This window comes from Enhygromyxa salina (assembly GCF_000737335.2).
GTDB lineage: Bacteria > Myxococcota_A > Polyangia > Nannocystales > Nannocystaceae > Plesiocystis > Plesiocystis salina_C.
On the sequence record NZ_JMCC02000042.1, the window covers coordinates 42,098 to 67,245 of the forward strand.

The window sequence follows — 25,148 nt, forward strand, 5'->3', positions numbered from 1 at the left end:
ACAGCGAAGTTTGGGGTCGTGTCCAACCGCTCGGCCTCGCGCAGCGACCGGGTGGGTTCGGGACAGTTACGCTGCTTCGTGCTACCTGGCACCGCGAACCCCGTCATGACCGTGCCTCACCGTCCATCCGCTCGTCGCCGGACTGTCGCGCTCACTTGCTCGCTGCTGGCCCTCTCGCTGTTGGGCGTGTCGGCGTGCAACGGGGCCATGGGCGGCGGGCCAGGGATGGGCGGCAAAGGTGGCGCGCCCGAAGAGCAAGAGGAGCGCCCCACACCCGTGCTGCTCGCAACCGTGGAGCTCGGCACAATCCAGGGTCAGATCCGCGCAGCCTCCACGATCGAAGCCGAGCTGCAGGTCACCGTGCACGCAGAGACGACCGGCCGGATCACCGCGCTGCAGCTCGAAGAAGGCGACGAGATCAAGTCGGGGCAGCAGCTGGCGCGGATCAGGCGTGACGCGCAGTCGCTGGGGTTCGAGCGGGCCGAGACCAGCCTCGCCGACGCCCAGCGCGAGCTCGACCGGGTCGAGAAGCTGCTCAAACAGGGCATCGCCAGCCAGAGTGAGTACGACCAGGCCAAGTCGAGCGTGGACCTGGCCAAGCTCGACAAGCGCGACCGTCGGCGCGACCTGTCCAACACGGTCGTCAATGCGCCCTTCGATGGGATCCTGACCCGCCGCTTCGTCGACGAGGGCGCGTTCGTGACCAGCGGCGCGCAGATCTTCGAGATCACCGACTTCTCGACCCTGGTCGCGCGCGTGTACGTGCCCGAGCGCGAGCTCGATCGCATCGCCGTTGGCCAGCCCGCCGAGATCGTCGGCAAGGCCGCCAAGAACCGGCAGGGCACCGGCGAGGTTCGCCGCATCGCCCCGGTCGTCGACGCGACCACTGGCACGGTCAAGGTCACGATCGGCCTGCCCGACACGCTGGTGGGTGGAACCACGGGGTTCTTGCCCGGCATGTACGCCGAGGTCACGCTGACCACGGAATTTCACGAGAACGTGCCGCTGGTGCCCACGCCGGCCCTGGTCCACGATGAAGAGCAGACCTTCGTGTTCATCGCGGAGGGCGATCGGGCCAAGAAGGTGCTGCTCGAGACCGGCCTGACCGACGACGACTTCGTCGAGGTCATCAAGGGGATCGAGGTCGGCGCGCGGATCATCGTGGCCGGGCAGTCGGGACTCAAGGACGGCGCGCTGCTGCTCGAGGTCGACGCCACCGGCAAGCCGGTCAACGGCGACGCCGCGGCCCAGCCAGACGCCGAGCCGCCCGCGAACACTGGCAAGGCCACCCAAGAAGGCGTCGCCAAGGCCGGCTGAGTTCTTCGATTGGCTGCCATGGCAGACGACACGGACACCGGCAAACACCAGACCGTTCGCGAGGCGCAGGCCAGCATGTCTGGATGGCGGACCCGGCTGCGCTCGATGGATCGCCTGCGGTTCACGGTCACCCGACCGGTCGCGGTCTTGATGGTGTTCTTCGCGGTGATCGTGTTTGGGCTGTTCTCGGCCCGGATGCTGCCGGTCAACCTGATGCCGGACATCAGCTATCCCAAGCTGACGGTCCGCACCGAGTACGAGGGCGCGGCCCCGGCCGAGGTCGAGAACGACGTCGCCCGACCGCTCGAGGAGGTCCTGGGGGTCGTCACCGGGGTCACGCAGATCTCCAGCGTGTCGCGGGCCGGCTACGCCGACGTGATCCTCGAGTTCACCTGGGACACGCCGATGTCCGAGGCCAACCAGGACGTGCTCGAGAAGCTCGACCTGATCAAGCCCAACCTCCCGGACGACATCAAGACTCCGCTGATCCTGCGCTACGACCCCAGCCTGGATCCGGTGTTGGTCCTGAGCCTGGTCGGCGAGGGCGAGGCCTACGAGGGGCTCGCCGGGCTCAAGTCGCTGCGCCGCGTCGCCGATCGCGAGGTCCGCCGCTTGCTCGAGCCCGTAGACGGCGTGGCCTCGGTCAAGGTCCGCGGCGGCCTCGAAGAAGAGATCCACGTCGATCTCGACGAGGACGCGCTGCGCCGGACCGGGATCTCGAGCCAGGACGTGATCACGCGGCTCGAGTCCGAGAACATCAACCTCGCGGGCGGCAGCATGCGAGAGGGGCGGACGCGCTATCTGATCCGCACCGTCAACGAATTCGACGAGCTCGACGACATCCGCGATCTGGTCGTCGCCAGCCGCGAGGGCCGCGACGTGAAGCTGCGCCACATCGCCACGGTTGGCTACGGCCACAAAGATCGCGAGGTCATCACCCGCATCGACGGCCGCGAGGCCGTGATGATCGAGGTCTACAAAGAGGCCGACGCCAACATCGTCGACATGGCCCAGCGGGTCCGCGAGCGGATCGAGACCCGGGTCGGCCCCAAGCTGCAAGGCGAGTACGGCGTCGGGCTGGGCGTGGTCTCGGATCGCTCGCTGTTCATCGAGTCGAGCATCGACGAGGTCCGCAACACCGCGATCTTGGGCGGCATCTTCGCCGTCATCGTGCTGTTCTTGTTCCTGCGCGAGGCCAAGGCCACGGTGATCGTGGCGCTGTCGATCCCAATCTCGATCCTGATCACCTTCGCGCCGCTGAAGCTGGCCGGGGTCAGCCTCAACATCATGTCGCTTGGCGGCATGGCGCTCGGGGTCGGGATGTTGGTCGACAACTCGATCGTCGTGCTCGAGTCGATCCACCGATGTCGTGAAGAGGGCGATCCGATCTTCCGAGCGACCCTGCGCGGGGTCTCGGAGGTCGCGTCGGCGGTGATCGCCTCAACCCTGACCTCGATCGCGGTGTTCTTCCCGATGGTGTTCGTCGAGGGGGTCGCCGGGCAGATGTTCGGGGACCTGGGCCTGACGGTCGTGTTCTCGCTGCTGGCCTCGCTGGCGGTCGCGCTGTTCTTCATTCCCATGCTCGCGTCCCGGGAGATCGCCGCGTACGACGACGCGCGCAGCCTTGGCGCCCAGCTGCGCCTGCGCTGGACCCGGTGGACCAGCATCAGCGAGGCCCGCGAGACCCTCTTGGCGTTTCGCTGGTGGAAGATCTTGCTGCTGCCCTATTACCTGCTGCGCCTGGTCTTGCACCTGCTGCTCGAGATCGTCGCCAAGCTGATCTCGACGATCTTTGGGCTCGTGGCGACGTCCGCCGTCAACATCGTGCGCGGCATTTTTTGGCTGCTGGGTTGGGCGGTCAAGCCGGTCCTGTGGGCCTTCGATTACCTGATCAACGCGCTCACCAAGATCTATGGCTCGGTGATCCGCTGGTCGCTGCGGCACCCGATCATCGTGGTCTCGCTCGCGCTTGGTGGGTTTGCGGTGGTGCTGCTCGGGGCCGGGCGGCTCGACTCGGAGCTGATCCCCGAGGTCCACCAGGGCGAGTTCACCGTGGAGCTGGTGTTCCCGGTTGGCACCCCGCTCGATGAGACCGACGCGATGGTCGAGCCAATCGAGAAGGCGCTGGCCGAGCGCGTGCCGCATCTGCGCGCGTCGGTCACCACGATCGGCAGCGAGCGCGACAGCGACGACGCTGGCGAGCGAGGCGAGCACACCGCGAAGATCGCCATCTCGCTGCTCGCGGGCGGCGGTCAGCAGGCGGCCGCGAACCAGGCGGCGGCCGCGGGCTCGGGCGCAGAACCAGGCGCAGAACCGGGTCCACGAGCGGGCGGGGATCCAGCTGGGGCCGAGCCGCCCGAGCAAGCGCCGCTCCAAGCGGGCTCCCCCGAACAGGCTGAAGCCGAGGCGCTCGAGGTCGTGCGCGAGGTCGTGCGCGACATCCCGGACCTGCACACCAACATCGCAAGGCCGGTGCTGTTCTCGTTCAAGACCCCGGTCGAGGTCGAGATCCGCGGGCATGATCTGCAAGAGCTCGCAGAGGCGACCGAGCAGGTGCGGGCGCGACTCGAGGGCATCGAGGGCCTGCGCGACGTCAAGGCGTCGATCCAGCCGGGCAACCCCGAGGTCCAGATCTTCTACAATCGCGACGCGCTCGCGCGCCTCAACCTCGACATTCGGGCGGTCGCCGAGCTCGTTCGCGCCAAGGTCCAGGGCCAAGAGGCGACCAAGTTCAACCGCCTCGACCGCAAGGTTCCGATCCGCGTGCGCGCCAGCGGCATGGACGAAGCCAGCGTCGAGGAGCTGCGCAACTTGGCCGTCAACCCGCCGGGGGCCGCCGCCATGGCTGGCATTGCCATGGGTGACCTGAGCGCCCAGACCCCCCCGATCCCGCTCTCGGCGGTCGCCGAGATCGAGATTGGGCGCGGGCCCAACGAGATCCGCCGGATTGGCCAGCAGCGCGTGGGCCTGGTCACCGCCAACGTCGAAGGGGTCGGGCTTGGCAGCGTCGCCGAGCACATCCACGCGGCGCTCGATGACCTTCAGCTCTCGCCCGGGATCACGACCGCGGTCACCGGCCAGAGTGAAGAGTGGGAGACCTCGAGCAACTCGTTGTATCTCGCGCTGGGGCTGTCGGTGTTCTTGGTCTACGTGATCATGGCCTCGCAGTTCGAGAGCCTGATCTACCCGCTGATCATCCTGGTCTCGATCCCGCTCGCGTTCGTTGGCGTGGTCGTCGTATTGCTGGCGATCGACATGCCGATCTCGGTGATCGCGTTCTTGGGCGCGATCATGCTGGCGGGGATCGTGGTCAACAACGCGATCGTGTTGGTCGACTACATCAACCAGCTCAAGGCCCGCGGCCACGCGACCGCGCAGGCGATTGAGCTGGCTGGCACCATTCGCCTGCGACCGATCCTGATGACCACGCTGACGACCGTGCTGGGCCTGATGCCGATGGCGCTGGGGCTTGGCGACGGCGCGGAGATCCGCCAGCCAATGGCGGTGACCGTGATCGCCGGGCTGAGCTTTTCTACGCTGCTCACGCTGGTCGTGATCCCAACCCTGTACCAGCTGGTCGACCGCCTGACCGGCAGCGGCGACGGGCTGACGCCGGGCGAGCGCCTCGACGCCGAGATCGCCTCGGTCGACCAGACGCTGCTGGTGTCCGAGGCCGTCGAGCTCGCGTCGCGCGGCAAAGCCTCAGCTCAGCCTGCATCCACAACCGACCCTCCAGGAGCCTGACATGGCCGGACATCACCTGCGCGAGAACCCCGTCGTCCGTACCGCGCTGACCCGTCCAATCACCATGCTCATGGTGTTCGCCAGCGTCTTGGTGCTGGGGGTGATCGCGGTGCTCAACATCCCGCTCGAGCTGATCCCCAGCGGCGCGTCGGCGCCGTTCTTGTCGGTCGAGATCCCCTACGCAAACGCGACCGCGCAGGACGTCGAGGACAAGATCACCCGCGCGCTCGAGGCCGAGCTGGCGACTACGCCCAAGCTCGATGAGATCAGCGCGACCTCGAGCTCGAGCCGCGCGCGCGTCAACATGGCGTTTGATCAAGACGCCGACATGGACGTCGCCTACCGCGAAGTCCGTGATCGTGTCGCGCGGGTCCGCGGTGACCTGCCCGACGACGTCAAGCAGATCTACATCCAGAAGCACTCGGCCGAGAACATGCCGGTCGCCTTCTATGGCGTGTCGTGGCCGGCCGGGCTCGACAACCCCCGCGACATCGTCGAGCGCCGGCTGATGCGAAGGCTCGAGCGGATCGAGGGCGTGGGCATGGTCAACGCGTGGGGCCAGGCCGATCGTGAGATCCGGATCGAGGTTGACCGCGAGCTGGCCGAGGCCGCCAACCTCAACATCTTCCAGATCGCCCAGGCGCTGTCGTCGTCGCACTTCAACATGGCCAGCGGCTCGCTCGAGGAGCGCGACGGCAAGTACCTGCTGCGCTCGATGGCCGAGTACCAGTCGCTCGAGGAGCTCGAGGACGTCGTGGTCGGGCCCAATGATCTGCGCCTCGACGACGTCGCCAACGTACTCTACGACTTTCCCAAGCAAGAAGAATTCAACCGCTACAACGGCCGCGAGTCCATGGCGATCATGGTGATCAAGGAGTCGCAGGCCAACACCGTCGAGGTCTCGCAGCGGGTCAAGGCCGAGATCGACGACGCCATGAACGACCCGGCGCTGGCGCCCTTCGCGATCTTGCCGATCTTCATTCAGGGCGACACGATCGTCACCGGCCTCGAGCAGGTCGTTGGATCGGGGATGCAAGGCGGGATCCTGGCGATCTTCGTGCTGCTGTTCTTCTTGCGCCGGCTGCGGCTGACGGTGGTGATCGCGCTGGCGATCCCGCTGTCGATGTTCATGTCGCTGCCGTTCATGTACTTCTCTGATCAGACCATCAACCTGGTCTCGCTGATCGGCCTGATGATCTGCATTGGGTTGGTCGTCGACAACTCGGTGGTGGTCGCAGAGAACATCGCGCGCTACCGCGGGCGCGGGGTCTCGCGCTTCGCCGCCGCGCTGCACGGGACCAGCGAGGTCGCGCTGCCGATCACGCTGGCCACGGCCACGACCATGGTCGTGTTCTTGCCGGCCGCGCTGCTGAGCTCGGGCTCAACCCAGTTCTTCATGATCCGCATGGTCACCCCCGTGTGCGTGTCGCTGCTGGCCAGCTTGTTCGTCGCGTTGGTGTTGATCCCGATGGCCGCGGCGTTCTTGCTCGACCGCGAGCTGTTCGCCGACGCCGAGCCAGGCACGCTGCGCGGGCACCTGCTGGCCGCAGACCAGTGGTGGAAGGCCAAGCTGAGCTGGCTGTACGAGAAGACCTTCGGCCGGCTCAGCGTGCTCTACGGCAAGCTGTTGCGGCTGAGCCTGCGCCGGCGCATGGACGTGGTGTTGATCGGGCTGCTGGCAATGGTCTCGCTGGCGATCCCGGCCAACCCCGAGACCGGGGTCAGCCGCGCGGGCGATCAGAACATGGGCGGACGTCAGATCCGGGTCGGCTACTCGATGCCGCAGGACGTGACCATGGAAGAGGCCGACGCGTTCTTCCGCGAGCTCGAGGCGTGGTTCGCCGACAACCGCGAGGCGTGGAACGTCAACGGCGAGTTCTTGCAGGTCGAGCCCGGCCACGCGAGCGTGCAGTTCTTCTTCAGCGCGCCGCGCGACGGCGACGCGCCGTACCGCGAGACCGGCAAGGAGATCTTCGAGCAGATGCCCGAGCCGCCTGGCTGGACGAAGCGCTCCGACTTTGCGCAGTCCGATGGCGGGGCCAAGAACACATTTCCCGTGTTCATCTATGGCTCTGACCACCGCTCGGTTCAGGACGTCAAGACCCTGGTCGCCGACGAACTCGCCAAGCTCGACGGGGTGATCTCGGTGGTCGGGGCCCAGCGCGACGACACCCAACGCGACGAGCTGGCGCTCTCGCTCGATCCAGTGATGGCCGAGCGGCTTGGGATCTCGGCGGGCATGGTCGGCAACACCGTGGCCTACGCCCTGCGTGGGAGCCCGCTGCCCCGCTTTCACGGCGAGGACCGCGAGATCGACGTGTGGATTCGCTACGAGGAGGCCGACCGCGAGGAGCTCGACGACCTGCTCGAATTCAAGGTCCCGACCAACGCAGGGACCTCGGTCCCGATCCGCACGGTCACCCAAAAGCACGTGCAAAAGAGTGAGACGGTGTTGGTCCGCAACAACAAGCGGGTCGCCGCGCTGGTCGAGCTCGAGCTCGAGCCCGAGGATCGGCAGCAGACAATTGCAACGATCCAGGCGTTCTTGGCCAGCTACGAGCTGCCGGCTGGGGTGTCGTTCGACAGCGACCAAGAGGCCCGCAGCATCGGGGACGGGACCCAGGACCTGATCATGGCGATGGCCCTCGCGTCGGTGTTCATCTTCTTGATCATGGGCTTCTTGTTCGAGAGCTTCGTGCTGCCGCTCTCGGTCTTGCCTGCGATCCCGCTCAGCTTCGTTGGCGTGTGGTGGTTCTTGTACTTGACCGACAGCGACCTCGATCCGCTCGCGGGCATCGGGCTGTTGTTGCTGCTTGGCGTCGTGGTCAACAACGCGATCGTGTTGGTCGACTTCATCAACGGCGCGCGCGAGCAGGGTCTGGACCGCACCGATGCGATCGTCGAGGCGGGCATCCAGCGGTTTCGGCCGATCTTCATGACCGCGTTGACGACCGTGGGCGGGATGCTGCCGCTGGCGTTCGCCGACGCGCCGGCCGAGGGGATCCCGTACGGGCCGTTTGGAAAGACCCTGGTCGGGGGCATGACGACCGCGACGATCCTGACCTTGGTGGTTGTGCCGGTCAGCTATACGGCGTTCGACGATCTGCGCGAATTGGTCCAGCGGTGGTTTGCTCGGGTGTTTCGCAAAGGTGGGTCAGACCAGCCGCCCCCTGTCGCGTAGTCGGGCGGTCAGCTTCGGCGCGATTTCGCAATGGCTCGCGCATCGAGGTCGCTCTACATCACCAGGTTTTCACGAGTGAAGTGCTGGCGTAGGGCCGCCGTGGATTTTCCGGGAACCAGGGCCAAAATACCGATTGATCTTCTGTGAGCGGTCCGCGCAGACTGACACGCAATGACAAAGGAAGTTGTGACTCGGTTTTCAGTGAGCCTGGGTGTGGTGCTGGTCGGCGCTGGGTGTGTCGCCGAGGACGACGGCGCAAACCCATTTGGCGATGGTGTCGACACCTACATCACCTATGGCACGGACAGCGGCGACGGAGACGGCGATCCGTCTGGTGATGGCGACGCGGACACCGATCCAACCGGCGATGGTGACCCAAGCACGACGGACAACGGCGACGGAGATTCCGGCCCGGGTGACGGCGACGGCGAGCCCACCACCGGCGACGGCGACGGCGATCCCTGCAACGGCGACAGCCCCTACATGGGCGGCTGGGACATTGGCTGTTGCCAGAACCAGGTTGCGCCCGGCGGCTGGCAACCCGGCCAGATCGGCCCCGGCACCGTGGTCCCCGACTGGACCTTCAACGACCAGTTTGGCGACGCGGTCCGCCTGTACGACTTCTGCCACGAGGCCATCTACTTCGAATATGTAGCCCTGTGGTGCGGCTCTTGCCAAGCGATGGCACCCGCGGTCGCGGGCCTGTTCAACCAATACGACGCACAAGGTCTCATGACGCTCAGCTACATGAGCGAGAACGGCTCGGGCGGGCCCGCGGCGCAGGCCGACGTGGTCGCGTGGGCCAGTCAGTACGGACAAGACGGTCTGGTCGTGTACAGCAACCACCAGGACGTCTGGTACCCGTTCGGCGTCAGCCAAGGCGGCAACAGCTGGTCGATCTCGCTGCCTGGCACGATGCTGCTCGAGCCCGGCATGAAGATCACGAAGATGGGCGTGCCCTCCAATGCCGAGATCCAGGCCGCGCTCCCGTAGGCTGGTTCACCCCGAAAACGCGCGTTGTTCTGGACCGGCAGAACAGCGTGCGTTTTTCGTTGGTTGGTCGTGGTGCAGACCGCAAAACCGTCGCCAGCGAAATATGGAGACAGAGTTAGACACAACCCGCGACGGCACCAGCGTTGTAGCCGTCGTGGGAGCAGCACCGAATGCGAAGAACTCTCCGGTTAGCGATCTTCCTGTCCGTCGCCGCGGTGACAACTTCACAGGTTGCCATTGTGCCGACCGCCCAGGCGGCGAACGACGCGGTGCTGACCGGGGTGATCCGCAATCCCGAGACCGGCGAGGGGATCGAGGGCGCGATCGTCATCATCACGGGCGAGAAGCTGCAGGGCGAGCGGACCATGACAACGGACGCGACCGGGTTTTACCGGGTCCCCAACCTTCCGCCAGGCACCTACGAAGTCACGATCAAGTACCTCAATAGCAGGGACAAGCACCGCAAGAACATTCAGCTGCGGGCTGGCACCACGACGCGAGTCGACTTCACGCTGCGCCTCGTCGAAGAGGAGACCGTGGTCATCGTGACCTCGCCGCCCGTCGACACCGCCTCGAGCTCGACCGGCTTGGCGCTTGACCGCGAGATGCTCCGACGGGTCCCGATCGCCCAGCCAACCGGGAAGGGCGGCGCCAATCGTTCGTTCGAGTCTGTGGCCGAGGCCACGCCGGGGGCCAGCTCGGACCTCTACGGCACCTCGGTCGCGGGGACCAGCTCGCCAGAGAACAAGTACTATGTTGATGGTCTGTCTGTGAATGATCCAGGGTTTGGACTGAACGGTACGGCGCTGACAGTCGAATTTCTGGAGGAGGTCCGGGTCGAGGCCGGTGGCTACATGCCCGAGTTTGGCCGGGCGACAGGCGGCATCATCAATGCGGTGACCAAGACCGGGTCCAATCAGTTTCATGGCGGCGTGTGGCTGTTCTATACCCCCGGTGGGCTCGAGGGATACCGCAAGCCACCGGTCCGCGAGGGCGTGACGATTCAGGCCGAGCGGCAGCTGCTGTGGCTGGGCGACACCGGCTTTGACATGGGCGGGCGAATTGTCCGGGACAAGCTGTGGTTCTATGGCGGCGTCAGCGTCTCGCACACGAGCTACGACATCAAGACCACCTGGAACCGGCGGGCCCTCAACGAGGACACGGGTGAGGTTCGGACGGACCCCACCACGGGGTTTAGCATCACGGAGCGGATTCCTGGCACCGAGGTTCATCGCAAGGCCCAAGGCACAACAGTGCAAGCGCTGGGCAAGCTGACCTACACGCCAGCCAAGAATCATACGCTGGAGCTGCTTGGCATCTATGCGCCCACGCTCTCGGGTGGCAACGGCACATACGGCTTGGACGCGAGCACGGGCAGCCCCGAGGTCTCCTCGGTGTTGGGTACCTACGGGACCTTGGCGCACCGCTATCGTGATGACGCCACCGACCTGCAGCTCGAGTGGAACGTGCTGGCCGACGACAACCGCTGGGACATCACGACGATCGTTGGCTGGCACCACCAGGTCAACCAAAGCATGCCGGTTGACGGCAGCAAGCTAGGGACCGGCGAGGGCCTGGCCGGGGTTCCGGCGACCGTGTATCGGCGCAGCAGCCCCGAGTATCACTCGGTCACGGACTTTGTCGACTTGCCCCCGAACGCGGCTGACAACGCCTGTGATCCTTGGGTGGACCCCGTTGACGCCAGCAATCGTACGGTCACATGCCCGGCCACCGCGTTTCGCGTGGGCGGCCCCGGGTTCTTGTACGACCGCCGGCTCAACCGCCTGCAAGTGCGCTCGACGGCGGCCCGGCTGCTGACCGGGGCCGGTCACCACCTCATCAAGTTTGGCATCGACTTCGAGTACATGCAGTACGACAGCGAGCGCGGCTACTCGGGCACCACGATCTACCGCGAGAGCCCGAATGGGGCCTACTTCGTAGACTATCGGCGCTATGGCTATCTTACCGGGCCCGACGAGGTTCAGGTATTGCCCTCGTTGCAGTGGAGCGTGTTCTCGACCACGATCGGCGGGTTCGTCCAGGACAGCTGGTCGATCATGGACAAGGTCACGCTCAACGCCGGCCTGCGCTACGACGCGCAGCAGCTGTTTGGTGGCGACGGCCTGCTGTCGCTGGCGCTGCCCAATCAGGTCTCGCCGCGGCTTGGCTTGATCTGGGACCCCACGCAGGTCGGCAAGGCCAAGATCTTCGCCAACTACGCTCGCTTCTATCAGAGCGTGCCGCTCAATCTGGCCGACCGCGCGGGCTCGGGTGAGCCCGGCGTGCGCCGCTTGTATGACGCCGATCTGTGCAATCCAGCCGACCCCGAGAGCGAGGCCAACGTGTGCCAGTCGGACGCGAGCCGGCTGGTGGTCGGCGGCGCCGCGGATCCAGATCGCTATTGGTCGGCGTTTGGCGCGGGCAAGACCGCGATCGACCCCGACTTGAAGCCGCAATCGAGCGACGAGATCGTCGCCGGTGGCGAGTACGAGATCATCCCGGGCGGCAAGATCGGGCTGAACTACACGCACCGCTGGCTCAGCCGCGTGATCGAAGACATGAGCCGCGACGAGGCGACGACCTACTTCATTGGCAACCCGGGCTATGGGATCGCCAAGGACTTCCCCAAGGGGCGACGGGTCTACGATGCGGTGATCCTGTACTTCGACAAGCGCTTCGCGGGCAATTGGATGGTCTCGGGCAGCTACACCCTGGCGTGGCTGCGGGGCAACATCGCAGGCTTGTTTCGCCCCGAGACCGGCCAACTCGATCCCAACATCAACTCGGACTTTGACCTGATCTCGCTGCTCGCCAATCGCTTTGGGCCGCTGCCGGGCGACCGCCGGCATACGCTCAAGGTGTTTGGCGCAGGCGAGATCGCGCTGGGTCAGGGGCACACCCTGATGCTAGGCGGCGCGTTTCGGGCGTCCTCTGGCGGGCCCACCAACGTGCTTGGCTCGCATGAGCTGTACGGAACCGGCGAGGCGTTCTTGGTCCCGCGCGGGGACGGCGAGCGGCTGCCCTGGGTGTTTCGGATAGACACCAACATTGGCTACCGAAAGTACTTCACCGAGCACCTGACCATGGACTTGACCATGGACGTGTTCAACGTCGTCAACTTCCAGGCCGTGACCGGGATCGATCAGAACTACACATTCTCGGACGTGGTCCCGATCCCGGGGGGGAGCCTCGAAGACCTCGACCGTCACACCGACGCGGGCGGCGATCCGATTGACCGAAACCCCAACTTTGGCAAGCCAACCGCGTTTCAGTCGCCGCGGCTGTTTCGGTTTGGCGTGCGCCTGAACTTTTGAACGGAGTGACCCACGATGACTCGACCCACGATGTTCTGGATGGTCTTGTTGCTTGCGACCGGCTGCGCGCAGCCAGTCATCAACTGCACGAGCGCGCACGGGTACTTTGCGGTGGAGTATGTGCTCACGCAGGGTGACCCGGCGTCGAGCTGCGGGCAGCTCGAGGGTGACGTGCTGGGCATGCAGACCTACCCGCAACCGGGCGGCAAGAACGGCACGCCCGACTACCGCAACGCGATCGTGGCGATCCGCCCAGAGTCGCTTGGGGCGATGATCAAGTACGCGACGGACCGCGGCGCCATTGACGGCGATGATGTGTCGCCCAACGCGAACGCGCTTGGCAAGTTTGGTCAGGGGTTTCCAACCGACGACGACTTTTGCCTGGTCGATCGGGTTCAGCGAGCGTCTGTCTCGCTGCCGGAGATCGAGGCGGTGCCGGATGACCCGAACACGCCGGACGAAGACGAGAGCCAGCCCGCGCAGCCGGCCGCCGAGATCGCGTACCAGTGGAGCCGCGCACGCTTCGTGGTCTCGGCCGACGCCCAGGGGACCCAATTCGAGGCTGACCTCGAGTACACCCGAGACGGCTGCACCGCTTCGTATCACGCGGTTGGTCTGTACCCGGCCGTGAGCTGCGAGAGCGACGCCGAGTGCGACGACGACAAGAACGGGATCAACCCCGACTTTGCGGTCCGGTGCAACACCGAGCTTGGGCTCTGTGTGCTGGATGGACCGTTGCCGGCCTACGAGTGAGACCGCGGAGCAAGCAAATGCGAAATGTGACGATGTATCGAGCGGGTGTTTGGCGTGGGTGTTTGGCGCTGACGACCGCGCTGGCGCTGGCGCTCGCGCCGGTCACGGTGAACGCCGCCGAGCCACCGCGCGCGGATGAGGTGGAGGTCGGCGAACCCGAGCCGGCTGCTGAGCCTGCTGAGCCCGATGTTGCCGAGACCGCGGGCGAGTCGGGCGAGTCGACGCTTGCTCCGCCAAAACTCGAGTCAGCGGCAGCGCCGGCTCAGGGTCCCGCGCCAGCTGCCGAGTTGCAGCCACCCCCGGTCGCAGCGCCCCGGGTCGCAACCCGGACTGTACGCAGGACTGGCGTGGGCCTGCTGATCACCGGTGGTGTGGTGGCAACCACCGGCATGGGCATGACGATCGCGTTCACGATCCTCGGCGACCAGCTGCAGGAGCGAGAAGACCCGGCGATCGCGGACATCGAGCAGCGCGATGACATGGCGCGGATCGGCGGGGTCTTGTTGGTCTCGGGTCTCGCGTTCGTCGCCGCTGGCGGGATCGTGTTTGCCAGCGCGGCCAGGCGCAAGGGGCTGACGCGAACCGAGGCGAGGATTCGGATCGCGCCAGCGGTGGGCGGCGTGCTCGTGTCCGGGCAGTTTTAGTCTGGGAGGGGGCGAGTGGGTCCGCCGCGTGGGTCCGCCGAGTGGGTCCGCCGAGTGGCTCTGTAAGTCGCGACTGAGCGCTACCCCGGAATCAGCTTGATGTGCTTGCCGTGCTCCGCCCGCATGTAGGCCGCATATTCCTCGGCCGCGCCTGGCTCACCGCGTTCAATGCGAACGTAGAAATTGCAACGCTCGCACGATACACAGTTGCCAGAATAGTGGTCCCACAGCTGCTTCATGTGTTTGGGGCTCAACTTCATGGCGTGCTTGGTTCCTCCAATGGTCGAAGCGCGCGCTGAGCCGCTGCCTCGAGCTCGGCCTTGGCCTGGTGCCAGTGTTGCTCGGCGTCGCCCGCTCGCCCCGCGGCCATCCAGATCATGTAGGCGCGCTCCCGGATCTGCGCCTCGTCGATCTGCGGCAGCGCCAGCAGCTGCGGACATTGCTGCGAGGCCGGGTTGTAGGGCGGGGTCACAAACCAGCTCTGGCGCCCAACGGGCACCCCTCGGTGGCGGTAGCAGCCCGCGCGCAGCGGGCAGCCGTCGCCCGGGCACATGGTGATGTCGTAGGGCACGTCAGTTCCCCAACCCCGGGTGTGGGCGGGCCTGCTTGATCCACAGCACCGGCTCGTCCAGCGTCTCGACGTCGTCGAATTTGAACTCCACGTCCATGGCGTACCACCCGTCTTCGTTGGGCGGATACACGTCGGCGAAGAAGCTGTGGATCTTCGCCAGCGCGGTCCCCAGCGCGTAGAGCTCGGCGTTTGTCAGCACGTTCTCGCCCGCGGGTACCAGGTTGGAGTGCGTGACAAACACGACCGGCTGGCCGGGAAAGTCGAAGTGGTAGATCAGCTCGTCGGTTGTGACGCCGGGATCGGGTGAGACCACCGACGCCTCGCCCTCTTGCACGTTGATGTAGAAGCCCGGCTCGGCGCCGGTCTGATCAAAAATGTTGGCGGTCAGCGCGACGCCGTTGGCCTCTTCGTCGGGGAACGAATTGTGGCACAGCAAGGACATGCCCACGGCGGTGTGCTCGATCGACCGATACTCGCGCTCTTCGAACGCGCGAAAGTACCAGACGCTCGCCCAGACCTTGCGGATCGCGTCTTCAATTGGTTCGTCGAGCGAGCCTAGCGAACCCGACGCAGAGGTGTACAAGCCCGCGCCCGTGAACCCCTCGAGATCCTCGGCGTTGGTGCTCGAGCGAAACCGCATGCGAACGCCGGGGTACTCGGCCTCGAGCTTGGCCGTGAGCGCAGCCATGAACGCGGCGTTGATCGGGGCCGCGCGCATGTCATCGCGCAGGGCCTTCAGCATTTGGTCGCGGGTCGCGGCGTCACCCGTGAACGCATCGTCCGCGAGCATCTGAGCAATCCGCAGGTCAAAGCCGTTCTCGACCAAGAACTGATCATAGAAATACACGGGTATGGCGAACGCCTTGGGTGGGTTGAGCTCGGGCCCGATCAAGGGCAGCACCGCGAAGTTGCTGGCCTTTCCGCCGAACGCCGGGATCGCCTTGTCGATCGCGTTGGCGACGCTGAGTGCTGGGTCGAGCACGTCCTCGATGTCCGTGATCTGCGTGACCGACAGATCCTTGGCGGGCACGCCAACCATCTCGGGCCGGTTGGCCTCCCACCACGCGTCGGCCTGGGCTTGGGTGACCTCTTCGATCTCCCAGCTGTCGGCCGTGACCGCAAATCGCACCCACTTGTCTTCCAGCGCGCGCAGGGTCTCGTGGGTGAAGGCTTCACGCAGGCCAAGGTTGGGCGTGCCGCGGTTTTGGCTGAGCACGTTGATGTGCGACAGCGGGGTCTGAAACTCGGCCGTGATGATCCCCGAGACGACGGAGATGTCATTTGGCACCGCGTCGAGCACCACGACGTCGCGGAAGGTCACGTAGTTGGTCTCGAGCTCGGCGGCGGTGCTGAAGATCAGCTTGGCGTAGGTCTCACCCGTGTTCAGGATCTGGAATTGCTGACCCGCGTACAGCTCGTCGGTGGTGATGATCTTGACCGAGTCCGGCAGCTTCTCGGCCTCGAGCTCGACGGCCTGGGAGGTTGGGTGAAAGTACAGCTCCTCGCCGATCCACGTGGACGCGGCGAGCTTTTCGTACGAAAGCTGGATCTGCGCCGCGCTCATTGTGTCGTAGGGCGAGATCTCGTAGGTGTAGACTGCGGGCCCGTCGTAGTAGGTGAGCGCGCCCAGCAAGAAGCGACGGCCCGGCGAGTAGTACTCGGACTCGTTGAAGCTCGCGAGCTGCGGCACGATCGGGCTGCCGCCACCGGACAGATGCTTGAACGCGAAGTCCCAGTGGATTGGGTACTTGCTGGTGTCTTGAACATACAGCTGGCCGTCAAAGCTGTCGTACACGGTCTTGGCCGTGATCGCGGCGGCCTTGGTCGAGCTCGTTGGCAGCGTGGCCAGGCGCTCGTAGTCGGCGCGGCAGCCCAGCGTCTGGCTGTAGTCAACCTCGGTCGCGGGGTCGAGCACGCAGGCCCACTGCGGCTCGGGCTCGCCGCACGCACCAAGGCCAAGGCTCGAGACGAAGCCGAGCGCGAGCGCGAGAGAGGATGGAGACGGTTGGTGCATGGTCGAGGCTCCCAGACGAGCCTGGGCGAGGGTTCTCACTTGCTCGTGAACGGCATCTGTTGGCTGGTTCGCGGTGAGAAGCGAGTTCATGACGAACAGCGCCAGGGTATCATTGCCGACGATGAGCGATCTGCAATTGCGAAGCGAGACCGACGAGCACAGCCGGTCACGTCGGCGCGTGCGGACGTTGCGGGATCTGGTGGTGTTCCAGGTCAAGTTGTTGCTCGAGGGCTTCAAGGACATCGTGCTTGGCCCGCTGAGCCTGGGCGCCGCCTTGCTCGACTTCATCGCGGCCAAGCAGGCGCCCGATCGCTACTTGGACACCGTCATGCGGCTGGGCCGACGCTACGAGGACGCGCTCGATCTCTACGGCGCGCTCGGGGAGCCCGGCGAACCGGCCGAGGTGGGCGGGCCGGGGAGCGGCGAGCCAGCGCAGCTCGCGGTAGCGATCCCAGAGAACGCGAGCGTGGGCCCAGGTTCGGAGCGCGTCAGGGTCGATCTAGGTTGAAGGTTTGGGCGCAGGCTTGGGTGAGGGCGGCTCGCAGCGGGCGACGGCGTCGTCGAGCGTGAGGCTCAAGATCGCCGTGAACCCGGTGACTGTCCGGCGCTCGGCCTCGAGCGTTCGCACGGCCGCCTGCATTGCCGCGATTCGCACGCTGAGCTCAGCCTCGATCGCTTGCAGCTCGCGCTCGAGATCGAGCTCGGCCACCGACCAGGCCGCCGCCAGGCCGTCACCAGACAGCTGCTCATAGGCGTCCCGGATCCGGCGGAAACCCTCGGGATCCGCGTGCGGCGAGTGGTGGCGGAGCAGTCCGAAGTAGGCGCGCTTGATCGCCGCGCGCTCGAGGGTTGGCTCGAGGCCCAGCACGCGGAAGGGGTCGGGTGGGGCCTCCATCAAGAGTTCTCCCAGTCGAAGAGCTCGCCCTGCCGGGGCGGCGTCTGGGCTCGCTTCTTGGAGCGCGACTTCGGCTCTGGCGCGGCTTGCTTCTTGGCGGTGGTTTTCTTGGCGGTGGTTTTCTTGGCGGTGGTTTTCTTGGCGGTGGCTTTCTTGGTCGCAGCCTTCTTGGTCGTGGCTTTCTTGGTCGCAGCCTTCTTAGTCGTGGCTTTCTTAGCCGTAGCCTTCTTAGTCGTAGTTTTTTTAGCCGTAGTTTTCTTAGCCGTGGTTTTCTTCGGCTTCTTGGCCGTGCGTCGTCGTACGCCAGCGTGGCGCTCCGCGAGCCGCACGATCCTCGGGGCGATGTCGTCGGCGTGGCCGCGCTGGTCCAACGCGGCGAGCAGCGCCACGGCGATCGGCTTGGTCGCATAGCGAGGGGCCCGCTCATCGATGAAGCAATCGAGCGCACGCGCGAGCGCGAGTGCCTGGTCCGAGAAACGACGCAGCAGCACGCCCACCCCATGCGTGGCCAAGGACTCCCAGCCATGGTCGTCGGCGATGAGGATGACGCGTAGCACCTGGTCGAGGCTCGGCGCGTCACCCAGGTGCAAATTGATGAACTCCACGCCGCGCTCCCGAAGGCGATCGTCCAGCATGAGCTGGAACCACAGCTGGACGTCGTGGGGTACGAGCTGCGCGGCGTGGCGATCTACGAACGCGCGCTGCGTGGGCCCGAGCTGATTGTTGGTGGCGACGAGGAGATCTAGATCGGCGAAGTCGGCCGGGACCGTCAGGTTTGGCGGCATCAGCCGGAACACGTCGAGCATCTCACCGAGCTCGAGCGCCAGATCCTCGTCGTCAGGATTGGGGTTGCTACGCATCGACGCGAGCGTGCGCTCGATATTGAGGATCATGTCCTTGACCTGAGATCGCTTGGGGCCTACGGACTTGCGGGTGAGTTCGTGCTCGTCGAGCGCCCTGTGGGTCAGTCGCGCCAAGTGTCGGCGTGCGTCGCCGTGCACGAGCTCGAGCGCCTGTTCGACGAACTTCAGCATGTCCTTCCAGTCCAACCAGCTGACGGCGGCGCATACCTCCTCGATCGAGGTCTGGGCATCAACGCGCACGCGCTCGGCCAGCTCGCGCGTGAGCGCGCCCGATTGCAGCAGCCTCGCGCCGACAGCTAGCAGCCACCCAGGCAGTGCGTCGTGCTCAAACGCCCCGACGGACCACCACGACAGCGTCCATACCCACAGCCGACCATTCGACCTCACGCGGAGCAACCGGCGGCCCAGCTCGAGCGGGGCCTCGCAGTCGACGTTGTACGGGTGGTCCGGCGCTGGGAAATTGTTGAGTACGTCGAGCACGAACGGGCCCAGCGCCGAAGACCGGTAGGCGGTCTCGAGCAGCGACGCCAACTCTGTGGGCAGCCTTCCAGGGGCGGACAGCTGGCGGGCCAGCCGAATCGCGCGAATCAGCAGCTCGTGATCGGTGATCGGATCTGCGGCGCGTGCGAGCACGACGAGCGCGCGAGCGGACGGCCTGGCGCGCTTGGCCACCGCAGCGCCCAGAGCCAGTCGCCAGGCGAGCTGCGCCGTGATCGCCAGCAGCGGACGACGTTGTTCGGGCTCGAGGCGCATGACCTGGCGCTCGATCGCCTCGACGCGCTCGAGGTTGTCGCCAGCGGCCAACAGCGCCTGCTCGAGACCGGCGGGATCCGCTGGGATGGGGGCAGCGGTCTGCTTGGAGTCCGGGGGGGCCGCAATGCTGACAAGCTCGCGCAGCGTCTGCGTGGGTGGCTCCCCGCGATGCTCGACATAGGCCCGACACCAGCGGGCCAGCTCGGGGCTGCGCGCGGCCAGACTCGCGCCGAAGCTCGCCAACAGACCTTCGCCAAGCTCCCATTGCCGGGCCCGCAGCGCGCTCGCGATCAGCAGCCAGCTGCACGCCTGGACCCGCGCTTCGTCGTGGCTGGTGAACAGCGTGGCACGGTCCGCGAGCGCCCGCGCGAACCCGAGCAACCGGGCCTCGTCGCGGTGGAGGTGGCAGAGCTCGAGCTCTGCCGCGATCAGCTCGAAGCTGACACCGGACTCGCCGGGCGCGAGATCGGCCGTGATCAGCCCAAGCACGTCCCCACGCCGCTTGGCCTTCTCGAGGTCTCGGGCGGCGCGCTTGTCCTGCTTTCGGCGCTGCCGATCCTTGCGCTTGGCCACTACACCTCCCCGGCCTCTTGTTCGAGGAAGAGATCGAGCAGCTCGTCCTCGATCTCTTCGCGCTGGTTGGGCGTCGCTGCCTGCCACGCCAAGATCAGCTGGACCAGCTGCGCGTGGGTTGGGTCTTTCACCGTCTCGAGCAGGCGCTTGGCCCGGCGGATCAACGCGTTGTCGGTCCCGATCTGGCTCAGGTCTGGCGTCGCCCTGTCCGTTGCTGGGCCCGCCGCTGGGCCCGCTCGCGCTGGGTCGCGCTGGGTCTGGGTCGCGTCGGGCAGGCGCAGCGCCACGGTCTTTTGCTTGGCCTCGGCGCCGACTTGTGAGGCCGTGACCCGCACGACGCCGTCTAGATCGTAGGCGAAACGAAACCGCACGGGTGTGCTCCGACGCGCGGGCTCGAGCTCGAGCTCGAACGACCCGATCGATAGATTTTCCGAGCAGCGCGGCGCCTCGCCTTGAAACACGTCCACGCGAACGAGCTCTTGGTCGTCGACCATCGTGTACATCTCGCGGGTCCGATCAGCGGGCAGCGCGGTGTTGCGATGAAGCACCGCCACGAAGGTGTCGGGGCCGTCCTCGAGGTAGAGATCGTCCTCGTCACCGACCGCGCGCAGGCCCAACGAGTGGGCGGCGACGTCGACCAAGATCCGATCACAGCTGACACCCGAGAGCATCCCACATTGGATCGCCGCGCCCAGCCCGACCGCCAAGTCAACGTCGATCTCTTCGTGAATGTCGACCTCGAAGGCCTCGGCCAACAGGGTGCGGACCAGCGGGATCCGGGTGGAGCCGCCGACCATGCAGATCCGCCCAATCTGCTCTTCGGGGCCAAGCTTGGCGTCTTGGATCGCGCGCTGGGCCAGCTCGATCGTCGTGCTCAGCATGCCCATGATCGCGGCCTCGAACTCGTGGCGTGTGACCGTGAGCTGCAGGTGGACCGGCTTCGAGTTGGCAACCGCGATGAACTCTTCGCGGACCTCGACCTCGAGCTCGGTGGACAGCACGATCTTCGCGGCCTCGGCCGCGCTGCGCAGCCGCGCCTTGGCGGCCGCGTCGAGCTCGAGCCCGCGCGCCGTACCAAGCTCGTCGACGAACATGCGAACGAGCGCGTCATCGAAGTCGTCGCCGCCGAGGCTGGTGTTGCCGGTCGTGGCTCGGACCTCGCGCACGTCCTCGAACACCTCGAGCACCGACACATCGAAGGTGCCGCCGCCAAGATCGTAGACCAGCACCAGCTCGGGTGCGCTTGCCTGGTCGGCGCGCGCGTGGTCGTAGACCAGCGATGCGGCCGTTGGCTCGTTGAGCAGGCGAAGCACCCGCAGCCCGGCGAGCTCACCCGCGGCCAGGGTTGCCCGCCGCTGCGCGTCATTGAAATAGGCCGGCACGGTGATGACCACGTCGCTGACCTTCTCGCCGGTTGTGGCCTGCGCTGCGGCGCTGAGCGAGCGCAGGATCTCGGCCGAGATTTGCTCGGGCAGCAGTGACTTGCCCGCGACCTCCACCGGCTCCGACTGGCCCATGCGCCGCTTGATCGAGCGCACGACCCGGTCGGGGTGCAACACCGCCAAGTTCCGCGCCTCACGGCCAACGAGCACGCGACCGTCCTCCGTGTACATGACGACCGAAGGCACGATCGCGCTGCCGTCAACCTCGAGCGCCTGCGGCACGCCGTCGTGCAAGCGGGCGATGACCGAGTTGGTCGTCCCCAGGTCGATCCCAAACACCCCCGTGTTTGCAGTGGTCATTGCGTCCTCTTGTTCACGATCACTTCGCCCTCGCGGATCAAGGTGTCGCCTCGGGTCGCGGCCGAGCGCACGATTTGGGTCACGATGCCATCGGCCAGGTCTGGGTTGTACTGGGTACCCACGACCCGAAAGCGCTGTCCTTGCGGTACCACGCCTGTGTCGGCGTGGCGCTGCAGCCCTTGCGCCGCGATGAAGCGCTCGAGTCGCAAGCCGATCGCCGCCAGCCCGTCGGCGACCGCGGCCTGCTCCGCACCGAGCGTGCGCCGGGCGTCGTCGAGGCGATCGAGCGCGTCGAAGATCTCGTCGAGCGACGCCGGCGGCGTCTGCGACGGCCCGTCGAGGCGATCGAGCACGCTGCGGTGGTTGGTGCCCACGAGCTCGGCCAGCTCGTCGAGGCGGACCGAGATCTTGGTCTGCGCCCGCGCGATCATCTTGAGGCGGACCTCGAGGTCTGCGCCCAGGTCTGCCGCTACGCCCGGCTCCGAGTCGTTCGCCGGAGGCGTCTGCCCAAACAACGCACGGAAGCGGTCAAGCATGGTTTGCCAGGTATCACGAGCTTTGGCCCGTGACAATGGCATGGATCCGGTGCGAGTGCATGCGTAGGTGCCGGTGCGTGGTGCAATGGCTCGCGACCGCGAGGCCATGACGCTCGCACACGCGGACGAGTCGAGAATGCCGCAACGCAGGTACGCCTCGAACTCGTCGACTCCGAACTCCGGCAGTCCGCCAGCTTACTCGACGTCAACATTGAAACAATTGCAGCTGCAGCTGAACATCGTGATCTTGGGGTCCTTCGCTTCTACTCCGCGGCGTCGGGCGCGGGAGTTTTCGATGTCGGTCCAGCGGCGAATTTCACGGATATTTTCCTGTGACAGACGGCGACCATGACCGTGAACGGGGCAGCGCTCTCGCTCGCCATGTTTGTCCTTGCGTCCAGACATCGGAGTGCACCTTCGCGCCCTTGCTAGCGGCTGCTTGGCTCGGCAGTGTAGCAGAAGTCGGTGCCTCGACGCTCTCCGCGCCGAAATCCCGCGCAGGGGTGGATGTCGAGGCGCGGCGAGCATCGCCGACTCGCAGCGCGCCGACTTGGTGGACGATCCTCGGCTTTGGGAGCGGGTACCGCTCGAGCAGCCGATAGAACGTTTCCCTCGTCGTCCCGCGCTGCGGGCGACGCTGGCCTCGCGGGCGAAGCGTCCGCTCACCGAAGACTCAGGACTGGTCCCTCACCGTGCTCGACGACGCCGCGCTTCGATGGCTGGTGTTGGCTTCGCCGGGCACCGCTGCGAAGCCACCGATCTGGGACCTTCGCAGTTCGGCATGGGGCTTGGTGCCGAACAACACGCCGGAGATGGTCGACGTCCCGAGTGACAAAGATCGGGCGCTCGCCATACTCAATGCGCCCAGCAACTTCTCCGAGCCGCCGGACATGCTGACCGTGCGGTCCACCCGCCGGCCAGCCTCCGAAGAGCTCCCAGTCCAGACGTTCCCGGATCTTCAAGGAGACTCCCAGTCCAGATCTTGGGTTCTGTCTGAGGCTGCGGAGACTCCTTGTCCCGGTATCTATCGGCTCGTCACTCAATCTTCGAATATATAATACGGACGAAAGCTGTCCAGCACATCCACCGCCCGCGCCAGCTTGTCCGCAACCTGCTCATGGTCGGGTGACCCCTCGAGCACCATCCGGTGGGCCTCCTCGAGCAACTCGCTGTAGACTGAGTAGCGAGCCTCTTCTTTCTCGCGCTCCTCGTCTGTCGTTGGATTTAGTTCGTGAGAATACCTCTTGGATTGCAACGAGCGTCGGCTCGAGTTGTGGTAGCTTTCGATGACGTTTCCACAGAGCGCAAGGACCTTCAATGATGCCTTTCTGCTTGTCAAGATCTCGATCAGCATCTTAATGGGGGGAGGGGTCTCTCGGATGTATTTCTTTGACATGAAAAGCCCAACTCGTTAGTCAATGACGTGTCGAGGGTAGATGATCCTCTCGATCCCGATCGGACCGGAGCCCACGACCTCGCCCGTCCGAGCATCGACGAGAGTCTTGGTCCGCCCCTGCTTCGTCCCCACGCTGCACCACATCACGTGCGGCTGCCCCTCCGCGCTGCGAAAGTCTAGCCTTACCTCGTTGCCCGGCGTGGCTCCCCTGGAGGCTCGTCGCATGATCCGACGCGCTCGCGACTCGCTCACCGTCCACTCACAAGGGGCGTCCGCCCGACAATGCTGAATTTCGGATCCACCCACGACTCCGTCTTGTACGGACACGGCGATCTCGCCGCACGCTGAATTCGATCCAGGTTCACACACCTCCAGCCCGCAAAACCACGGCATGCCTGCATAATAACTACAAACCGAGACGTCGGCCATGGCATCACAGCTGATCGAGACCAGGTCCAGCGGCGAAAGTGCTCCGGCAGCTAACTTTTGCTCGAAGTGCTCGGTCGCGGTGTCCACCACCTGGCGCTTCACTTCCGATGCGCACACCGGGGAGTTGTCGATGATCAGCGTCGGAACACAAGCCGGCCGTTCGGTGTCGGGAATGGGGGGTGGGCTCGCACAGCCCGCTGCGGCGGCGATGATCAGCATGCACAGGGCTCGTGCCACCCTGTGTTGGCGGGGATGCCTGGGAGGAGATGGGGAAACCGGACTGAGAGGAGATGGGGAAACCGGACCGGGCTCGCGCCGAGACGCGGCCGTTCGCCGTGGCAGCGTCGACACGGTGTGGTCGGGGAACGGGCCCTGTGACACGCAGCGGGCGACCGACGACGAGCCCCTCATGGACATGGTCTATACCATCCCGAACCCGGTGACGGCTGGGCTCGTGAAGTGGGGTTGGCTCCGGTCAGGGTTCACGACGGCGGAGTGTCACTTCCAGCGGGCGGCATCACGTTCAAACGCCTCCTCCTCACTAACGCCTTCAATGATGGAGCGCTCGAGCGAGACCAGTCGCGGCGCGTGTCCCCCGAGAGCCTCTTGGGCGAGGCTGAGTTCTCGGCCGATGCGTGTCACCGAGGAGACTCCCCGTCCGGTATCTCCGCTTGCTTTGTGGCCGTCTCTGTGGCCTTGGAGGCCGAAGTTGGCTCTCCACCGACCCACAAAACTGTAGGAGAGCCGCTTCTTTCCCGTCATGCTGGACCCTTGGTCGCAAGACACCCAACAAAATGATCGGTATCTGCGGTCACGGTGAGGCGAAACGTCCGCCCTTGGAGCCGAAGATAATGTTCCGTTAGACGCACATTGTCACTCAAGAGCCGCAGATTCCCGACGTATTCGCTGAACCCCGGGACGCTGCGCCCAACCGCTTCCAGTCGCGCAGCCCTTTGCTCCACAGTAGCCACGATGTCCCCGACGGCAACTTCATGAGTCTGGATGGTCGTGCCAGGAGGTGCCTCCCTAGCTAGGTTCGTCATTTCGGCAACGCAACTCCCCGGAAAGCGCGATGCAAAACTCACGAACTCACGTGCACCGAGGGGAACCGGACTGAGAGTCTTCATTTTGATCCTCCGATCACTGGGGGGAACCGGGGGAACCGGACTGAGAGTCTTCATTTTGATCCTCCGATCACTCGCCGGCCAAGTGGGCCGCCCACGGTCACGCAAGAAACCCTGCAACACAGCCGCCCGCGGGCCGACATCCTGGCGTGGCCCTTTCCTCCGCCCAGAAACAAGCCAGCGCTGACCGCCGTGTAGCGAACCGGGCCCGCGCCGAGACGCGGCCCCACGCGCGGGTCCGCGCTCGGCCGATTCTGCCCAACTGTCGCTACAAGGTCACCAGGCGGTGTCTCGAGCGTCGCCTGT

General features: G+C 65.8%; 18 protein-coding genes. 8 read left to right on the forward strand and 10 right to left on the reverse strand.

Going from position 1 to position 25,148, the window contains the following annotated elements:
- Positions 1–105: 105 nt before the first annotated feature.
- The 7 genes from DB30_RS17200 (at position 106) to DB30_RS17230 (ending at position 13,946) form a co-directional block, all read left to right on the forward strand.
- The gene (locus tag DB30_RS17200; protein WP_165703815.1) at positions 106–1,317 is read left to right on the forward strand and encodes an efflux RND transporter periplasmic adaptor subunit; all 1,212 of its coding nucleotides are present in this window, start codon (positions 106–108) and stop codon (positions 1,315–1,317) included.
- Positions 1,318–1,335: 18 nt separating this feature from the next.
- Positions 1,336–5,061 (forward strand): efflux RND transporter permease subunit, encoded by a 3,726-nt coding sequence (locus DB30_RS17205; RefSeq protein WP_052550232.1) that lies wholly within the window; start codon positions 1,336–1,338, stop codon positions 5,059–5,061.
- A gap of 1 nt (position 5,062) precedes the next feature.
- Positions 5,063–8,242, forward strand: a complete 3,180-nt coding sequence (locus tag DB30_RS17210) for an efflux RND transporter permease subunit (protein ID WP_052550234.1) — start codon at positions 5,063–5,065, stop codon at positions 8,240–8,242.
- A 171-nt stretch (positions 8,243–8,413) separates the two neighbouring features.
- Positions 8,414–9,235: a TlpA family protein disulfide reductase gene (locus DB30_RS17215; protein ID WP_146659320.1), complete on the forward strand. Its 822-nt coding sequence runs from the start codon at positions 8,414–8,416 to the stop codon at positions 9,233–9,235.
- Positions 9,236–9,450: 215 nt separating this feature from the next.
- Entirely contained in the window at positions 9,451–12,549 is a 3,099-nt protein-coding gene (locus DB30_RS17220; protein ID WP_165703816.1) for a TonB-dependent receptor, read from the forward strand.
- A 15-nt stretch (positions 12,550–12,564) separates the two neighbouring features.
- A complete protein-coding gene (locus DB30_RS17225) occupies positions 12,565–13,302 on the forward strand; it encodes a hypothetical protein (RefSeq protein ID WP_146659324.1) in 738 nt (245 codons plus the stop codon).
- A 347-nt stretch (positions 13,303–13,649) separates the two neighbouring features.
- Positions 13,650–13,946 carry a hypothetical protein gene (locus tag DB30_RS17230; RefSeq protein ID WP_146659326.1) on the forward strand — a complete coding sequence of 99 codons (297 nt, stop codon included), beginning with the start codon at positions 13,650–13,652 and terminating at the stop codon, positions 13,944–13,946.
- A gap of 80 nt (positions 13,947–14,026) precedes the next feature.
- Here DB30_RS17230 and DB30_RS17235 read toward each other — a convergent pair whose 3' ends face one another.
- Genes DB30_RS17235 through DB30_RS17245 form a run of 3 tightly spaced genes read right to left on the reverse strand, consistent with a single transcriptional unit; the run spans position 14,027 to position 16,531 of the window.
- The gene (locus DB30_RS17235) at positions 14,027–14,206 is read right to left on the reverse strand and encodes a hypothetical protein (protein WP_052550244.1); all 180 of its coding nucleotides are present in this window, start codon (positions 14,204–14,206) and stop codon (positions 14,027–14,029) included.
- Positions 14,203–14,517: a DUF2934 domain-containing protein gene (locus tag DB30_RS41500; protein ID WP_052550246.1), complete on the reverse strand. Its 315-nt coding sequence runs from the start codon at positions 14,515–14,517 to the stop codon at positions 14,203–14,205. Before DB30_RS41500 ends, DB30_RS17235 begins: the two co-directional genes overlap by 4 nt.
- 1 nt (position 14,518) lies before the next feature.
- Positions 14,519–16,531, reverse strand: coding sequence for a PEP/pyruvate-binding domain-containing protein (locus DB30_RS17245; protein WP_052550249.1), 2,013 nt, complete (start codon positions 16,529–16,531; stop codon positions 14,519–14,521).
- Between the two features lie 121 nt (positions 16,532–16,652).
- Here DB30_RS17245 and DB30_RS17250 point away from each other — a divergent pair, with 121 nt between their 5' ends.
- Entirely contained in the window at positions 16,653–17,039 is a 387-nt protein-coding gene (locus DB30_RS17250; protein ID WP_052550251.1) for a hypothetical protein, read from the forward strand.
- Here the strand turns inward: DB30_RS17250 and DB30_RS17255 are convergent.
- The 7 genes from DB30_RS17255 to DB30_RS17285 all read right to left on the reverse strand — a co-directional run bounded on the left by DB30_RS17255 (position 17,031) and on the right by DB30_RS17285 (position 23,937).
- A complete protein-coding gene (locus tag DB30_RS17255) occupies positions 17,031–17,426 on the reverse strand; it encodes a J domain-containing protein (protein ID WP_052550253.1) in 396 nt (131 codons plus the stop codon). The genes DB30_RS17250 and DB30_RS17255 overlap by 9 nt on opposite strands.
- Positions 17,426–19,615 (reverse strand): hypothetical protein, encoded by a 2,190-nt coding sequence (locus DB30_RS41505; protein ID WP_205633008.1) that lies wholly within the window; start codon positions 19,613–19,615, stop codon positions 17,426–17,428. Before DB30_RS41505 ends, DB30_RS17255 begins: the two co-directional genes overlap by 1 nt.
- A complete protein-coding gene (locus tag DB30_RS17265; RefSeq protein ID WP_052550255.1) occupies positions 19,615–21,357 on the reverse strand; it encodes an Hsp70 family protein in 1,743 nt (580 codons plus the stop codon). The genes DB30_RS41505 and DB30_RS17265 overlap by 1 nt, the downstream gene beginning before the upstream one ends.
- Positions 21,354–21,893, reverse strand: coding sequence for a nucleotide exchange factor GrpE (locus tag DB30_RS17270; protein ID WP_052550257.1), 540 nt, complete (start codon positions 21,891–21,893; stop codon positions 21,354–21,356). Before DB30_RS17270 ends, DB30_RS17265 begins: the two co-directional genes overlap by 4 nt.
- Before the next feature lie 673 nt (positions 21,894–22,566).
- Positions 22,567–22,803, reverse strand: a complete 237-nt coding sequence (locus tag DB30_RS17275) for a hypothetical protein (protein WP_052550260.1) — start codon at positions 22,801–22,803, stop codon at positions 22,567–22,569.
- Positions 22,804–22,932: 129 nt separating this feature from the next.
- On the reverse strand, positions 22,933–23,289 hold the full coding sequence (locus DB30_RS17280) for a hypothetical protein (RefSeq protein WP_052550262.1): 357 nt from the start codon (positions 23,287–23,289) through the stop codon (positions 22,933–22,935).
- 15 nt (positions 23,290–23,304) lie between these two features.
- Positions 23,305–23,937, reverse strand: a complete 633-nt coding sequence (locus DB30_RS17285; protein ID WP_146659330.1) for a hypothetical protein — start codon at positions 23,935–23,937, stop codon at positions 23,305–23,307.
- Between the last annotated feature and the right edge of the window lie 1,211 nt (positions 23,938–25,148).

Excerpts from the sequence above, each read along its gene's own strand:
- DB30_RS17285 (WP_146659330.1), bottom strand. The coding sequence starts at position 23,937 with ATGCTGATCATCGCCGCCGCAGCGGGCTGTGCGAGCCCACCCCCCATT.
- DB30_RS17225 (WP_146659324.1), top strand. The coding sequence starts at position 12,565 with ATGACTCGACCCACGATGTTCTGGATGGTCTTGTTGCTTGCGACCGGC.
- DB30_RS17215 (WP_146659320.1), top strand. The coding sequence starts at position 8,414 with ATGACAAAGGAAGTTGTGACTCGGTTTTCAGTGAGCCTGGGTGTGGTG.
- DB30_RS17255 (WP_052550253.1), bottom strand. The coding sequence starts at position 17,426 with ATGGAGGCCCCACCCGACCCCTTCCGCGTGCTGGGCCTCGAGCCAACC.
- DB30_RS17280 (WP_052550262.1), bottom strand. The coding sequence starts at position 23,289 with ATGTCAAAGAAATACATCCGAGAGACCCCTCCCCCCATTAAGATGCTG.
- DB30_RS17270 (WP_052550257.1), bottom strand. The coding sequence starts at position 21,893 with ATGCTTGACCGCTTCCGTGCGTTGTTTGGGCAGACGCCTCCGGCGAAC.
- DB30_RS17210 (WP_052550234.1), top strand. The coding sequence starts at position 5,063 with ATGGCCGGACATCACCTGCGCGAGAACCCCGTCGTCCGTACCGCGCTG.
- DB30_RS17200 (WP_165703815.1), top strand. The coding sequence starts at position 106 with ATGACCGTGCCTCACCGTCCATCCGCTCGTCGCCGGACTGTCGCGCTC.
- DB30_RS17205 (WP_052550232.1), top strand. The coding sequence starts at position 1,336 with ATGGCAGACGACACGGACACCGGCAAACACCAGACCGTTCGCGAGGCG.
- DB30_RS17265 (WP_052550255.1), bottom strand. The coding sequence starts at position 21,357 with ATGACCACTGCAAACACGGGGGTGTTTGGGATCGACCTGGGGACGACC.
- DB30_RS17250 (WP_052550251.1), top strand. The coding sequence starts at position 16,653 with ATGAGCGATCTGCAATTGCGAAGCGAGACCGACGAGCACAGCCGGTCA.
- DB30_RS17235 (WP_052550244.1), bottom strand. The coding sequence starts at position 14,206 with ATGAAGTTGAGCCCCAAACACATGAAGCAGCTGTGGGACCACTATTCT.
- DB30_RS17245 (WP_052550249.1), bottom strand. The coding sequence starts at position 16,531 with ATGCACCAACCGTCTCCATCCTCTCTCGCGCTCGCGCTCGGCTTCGTC.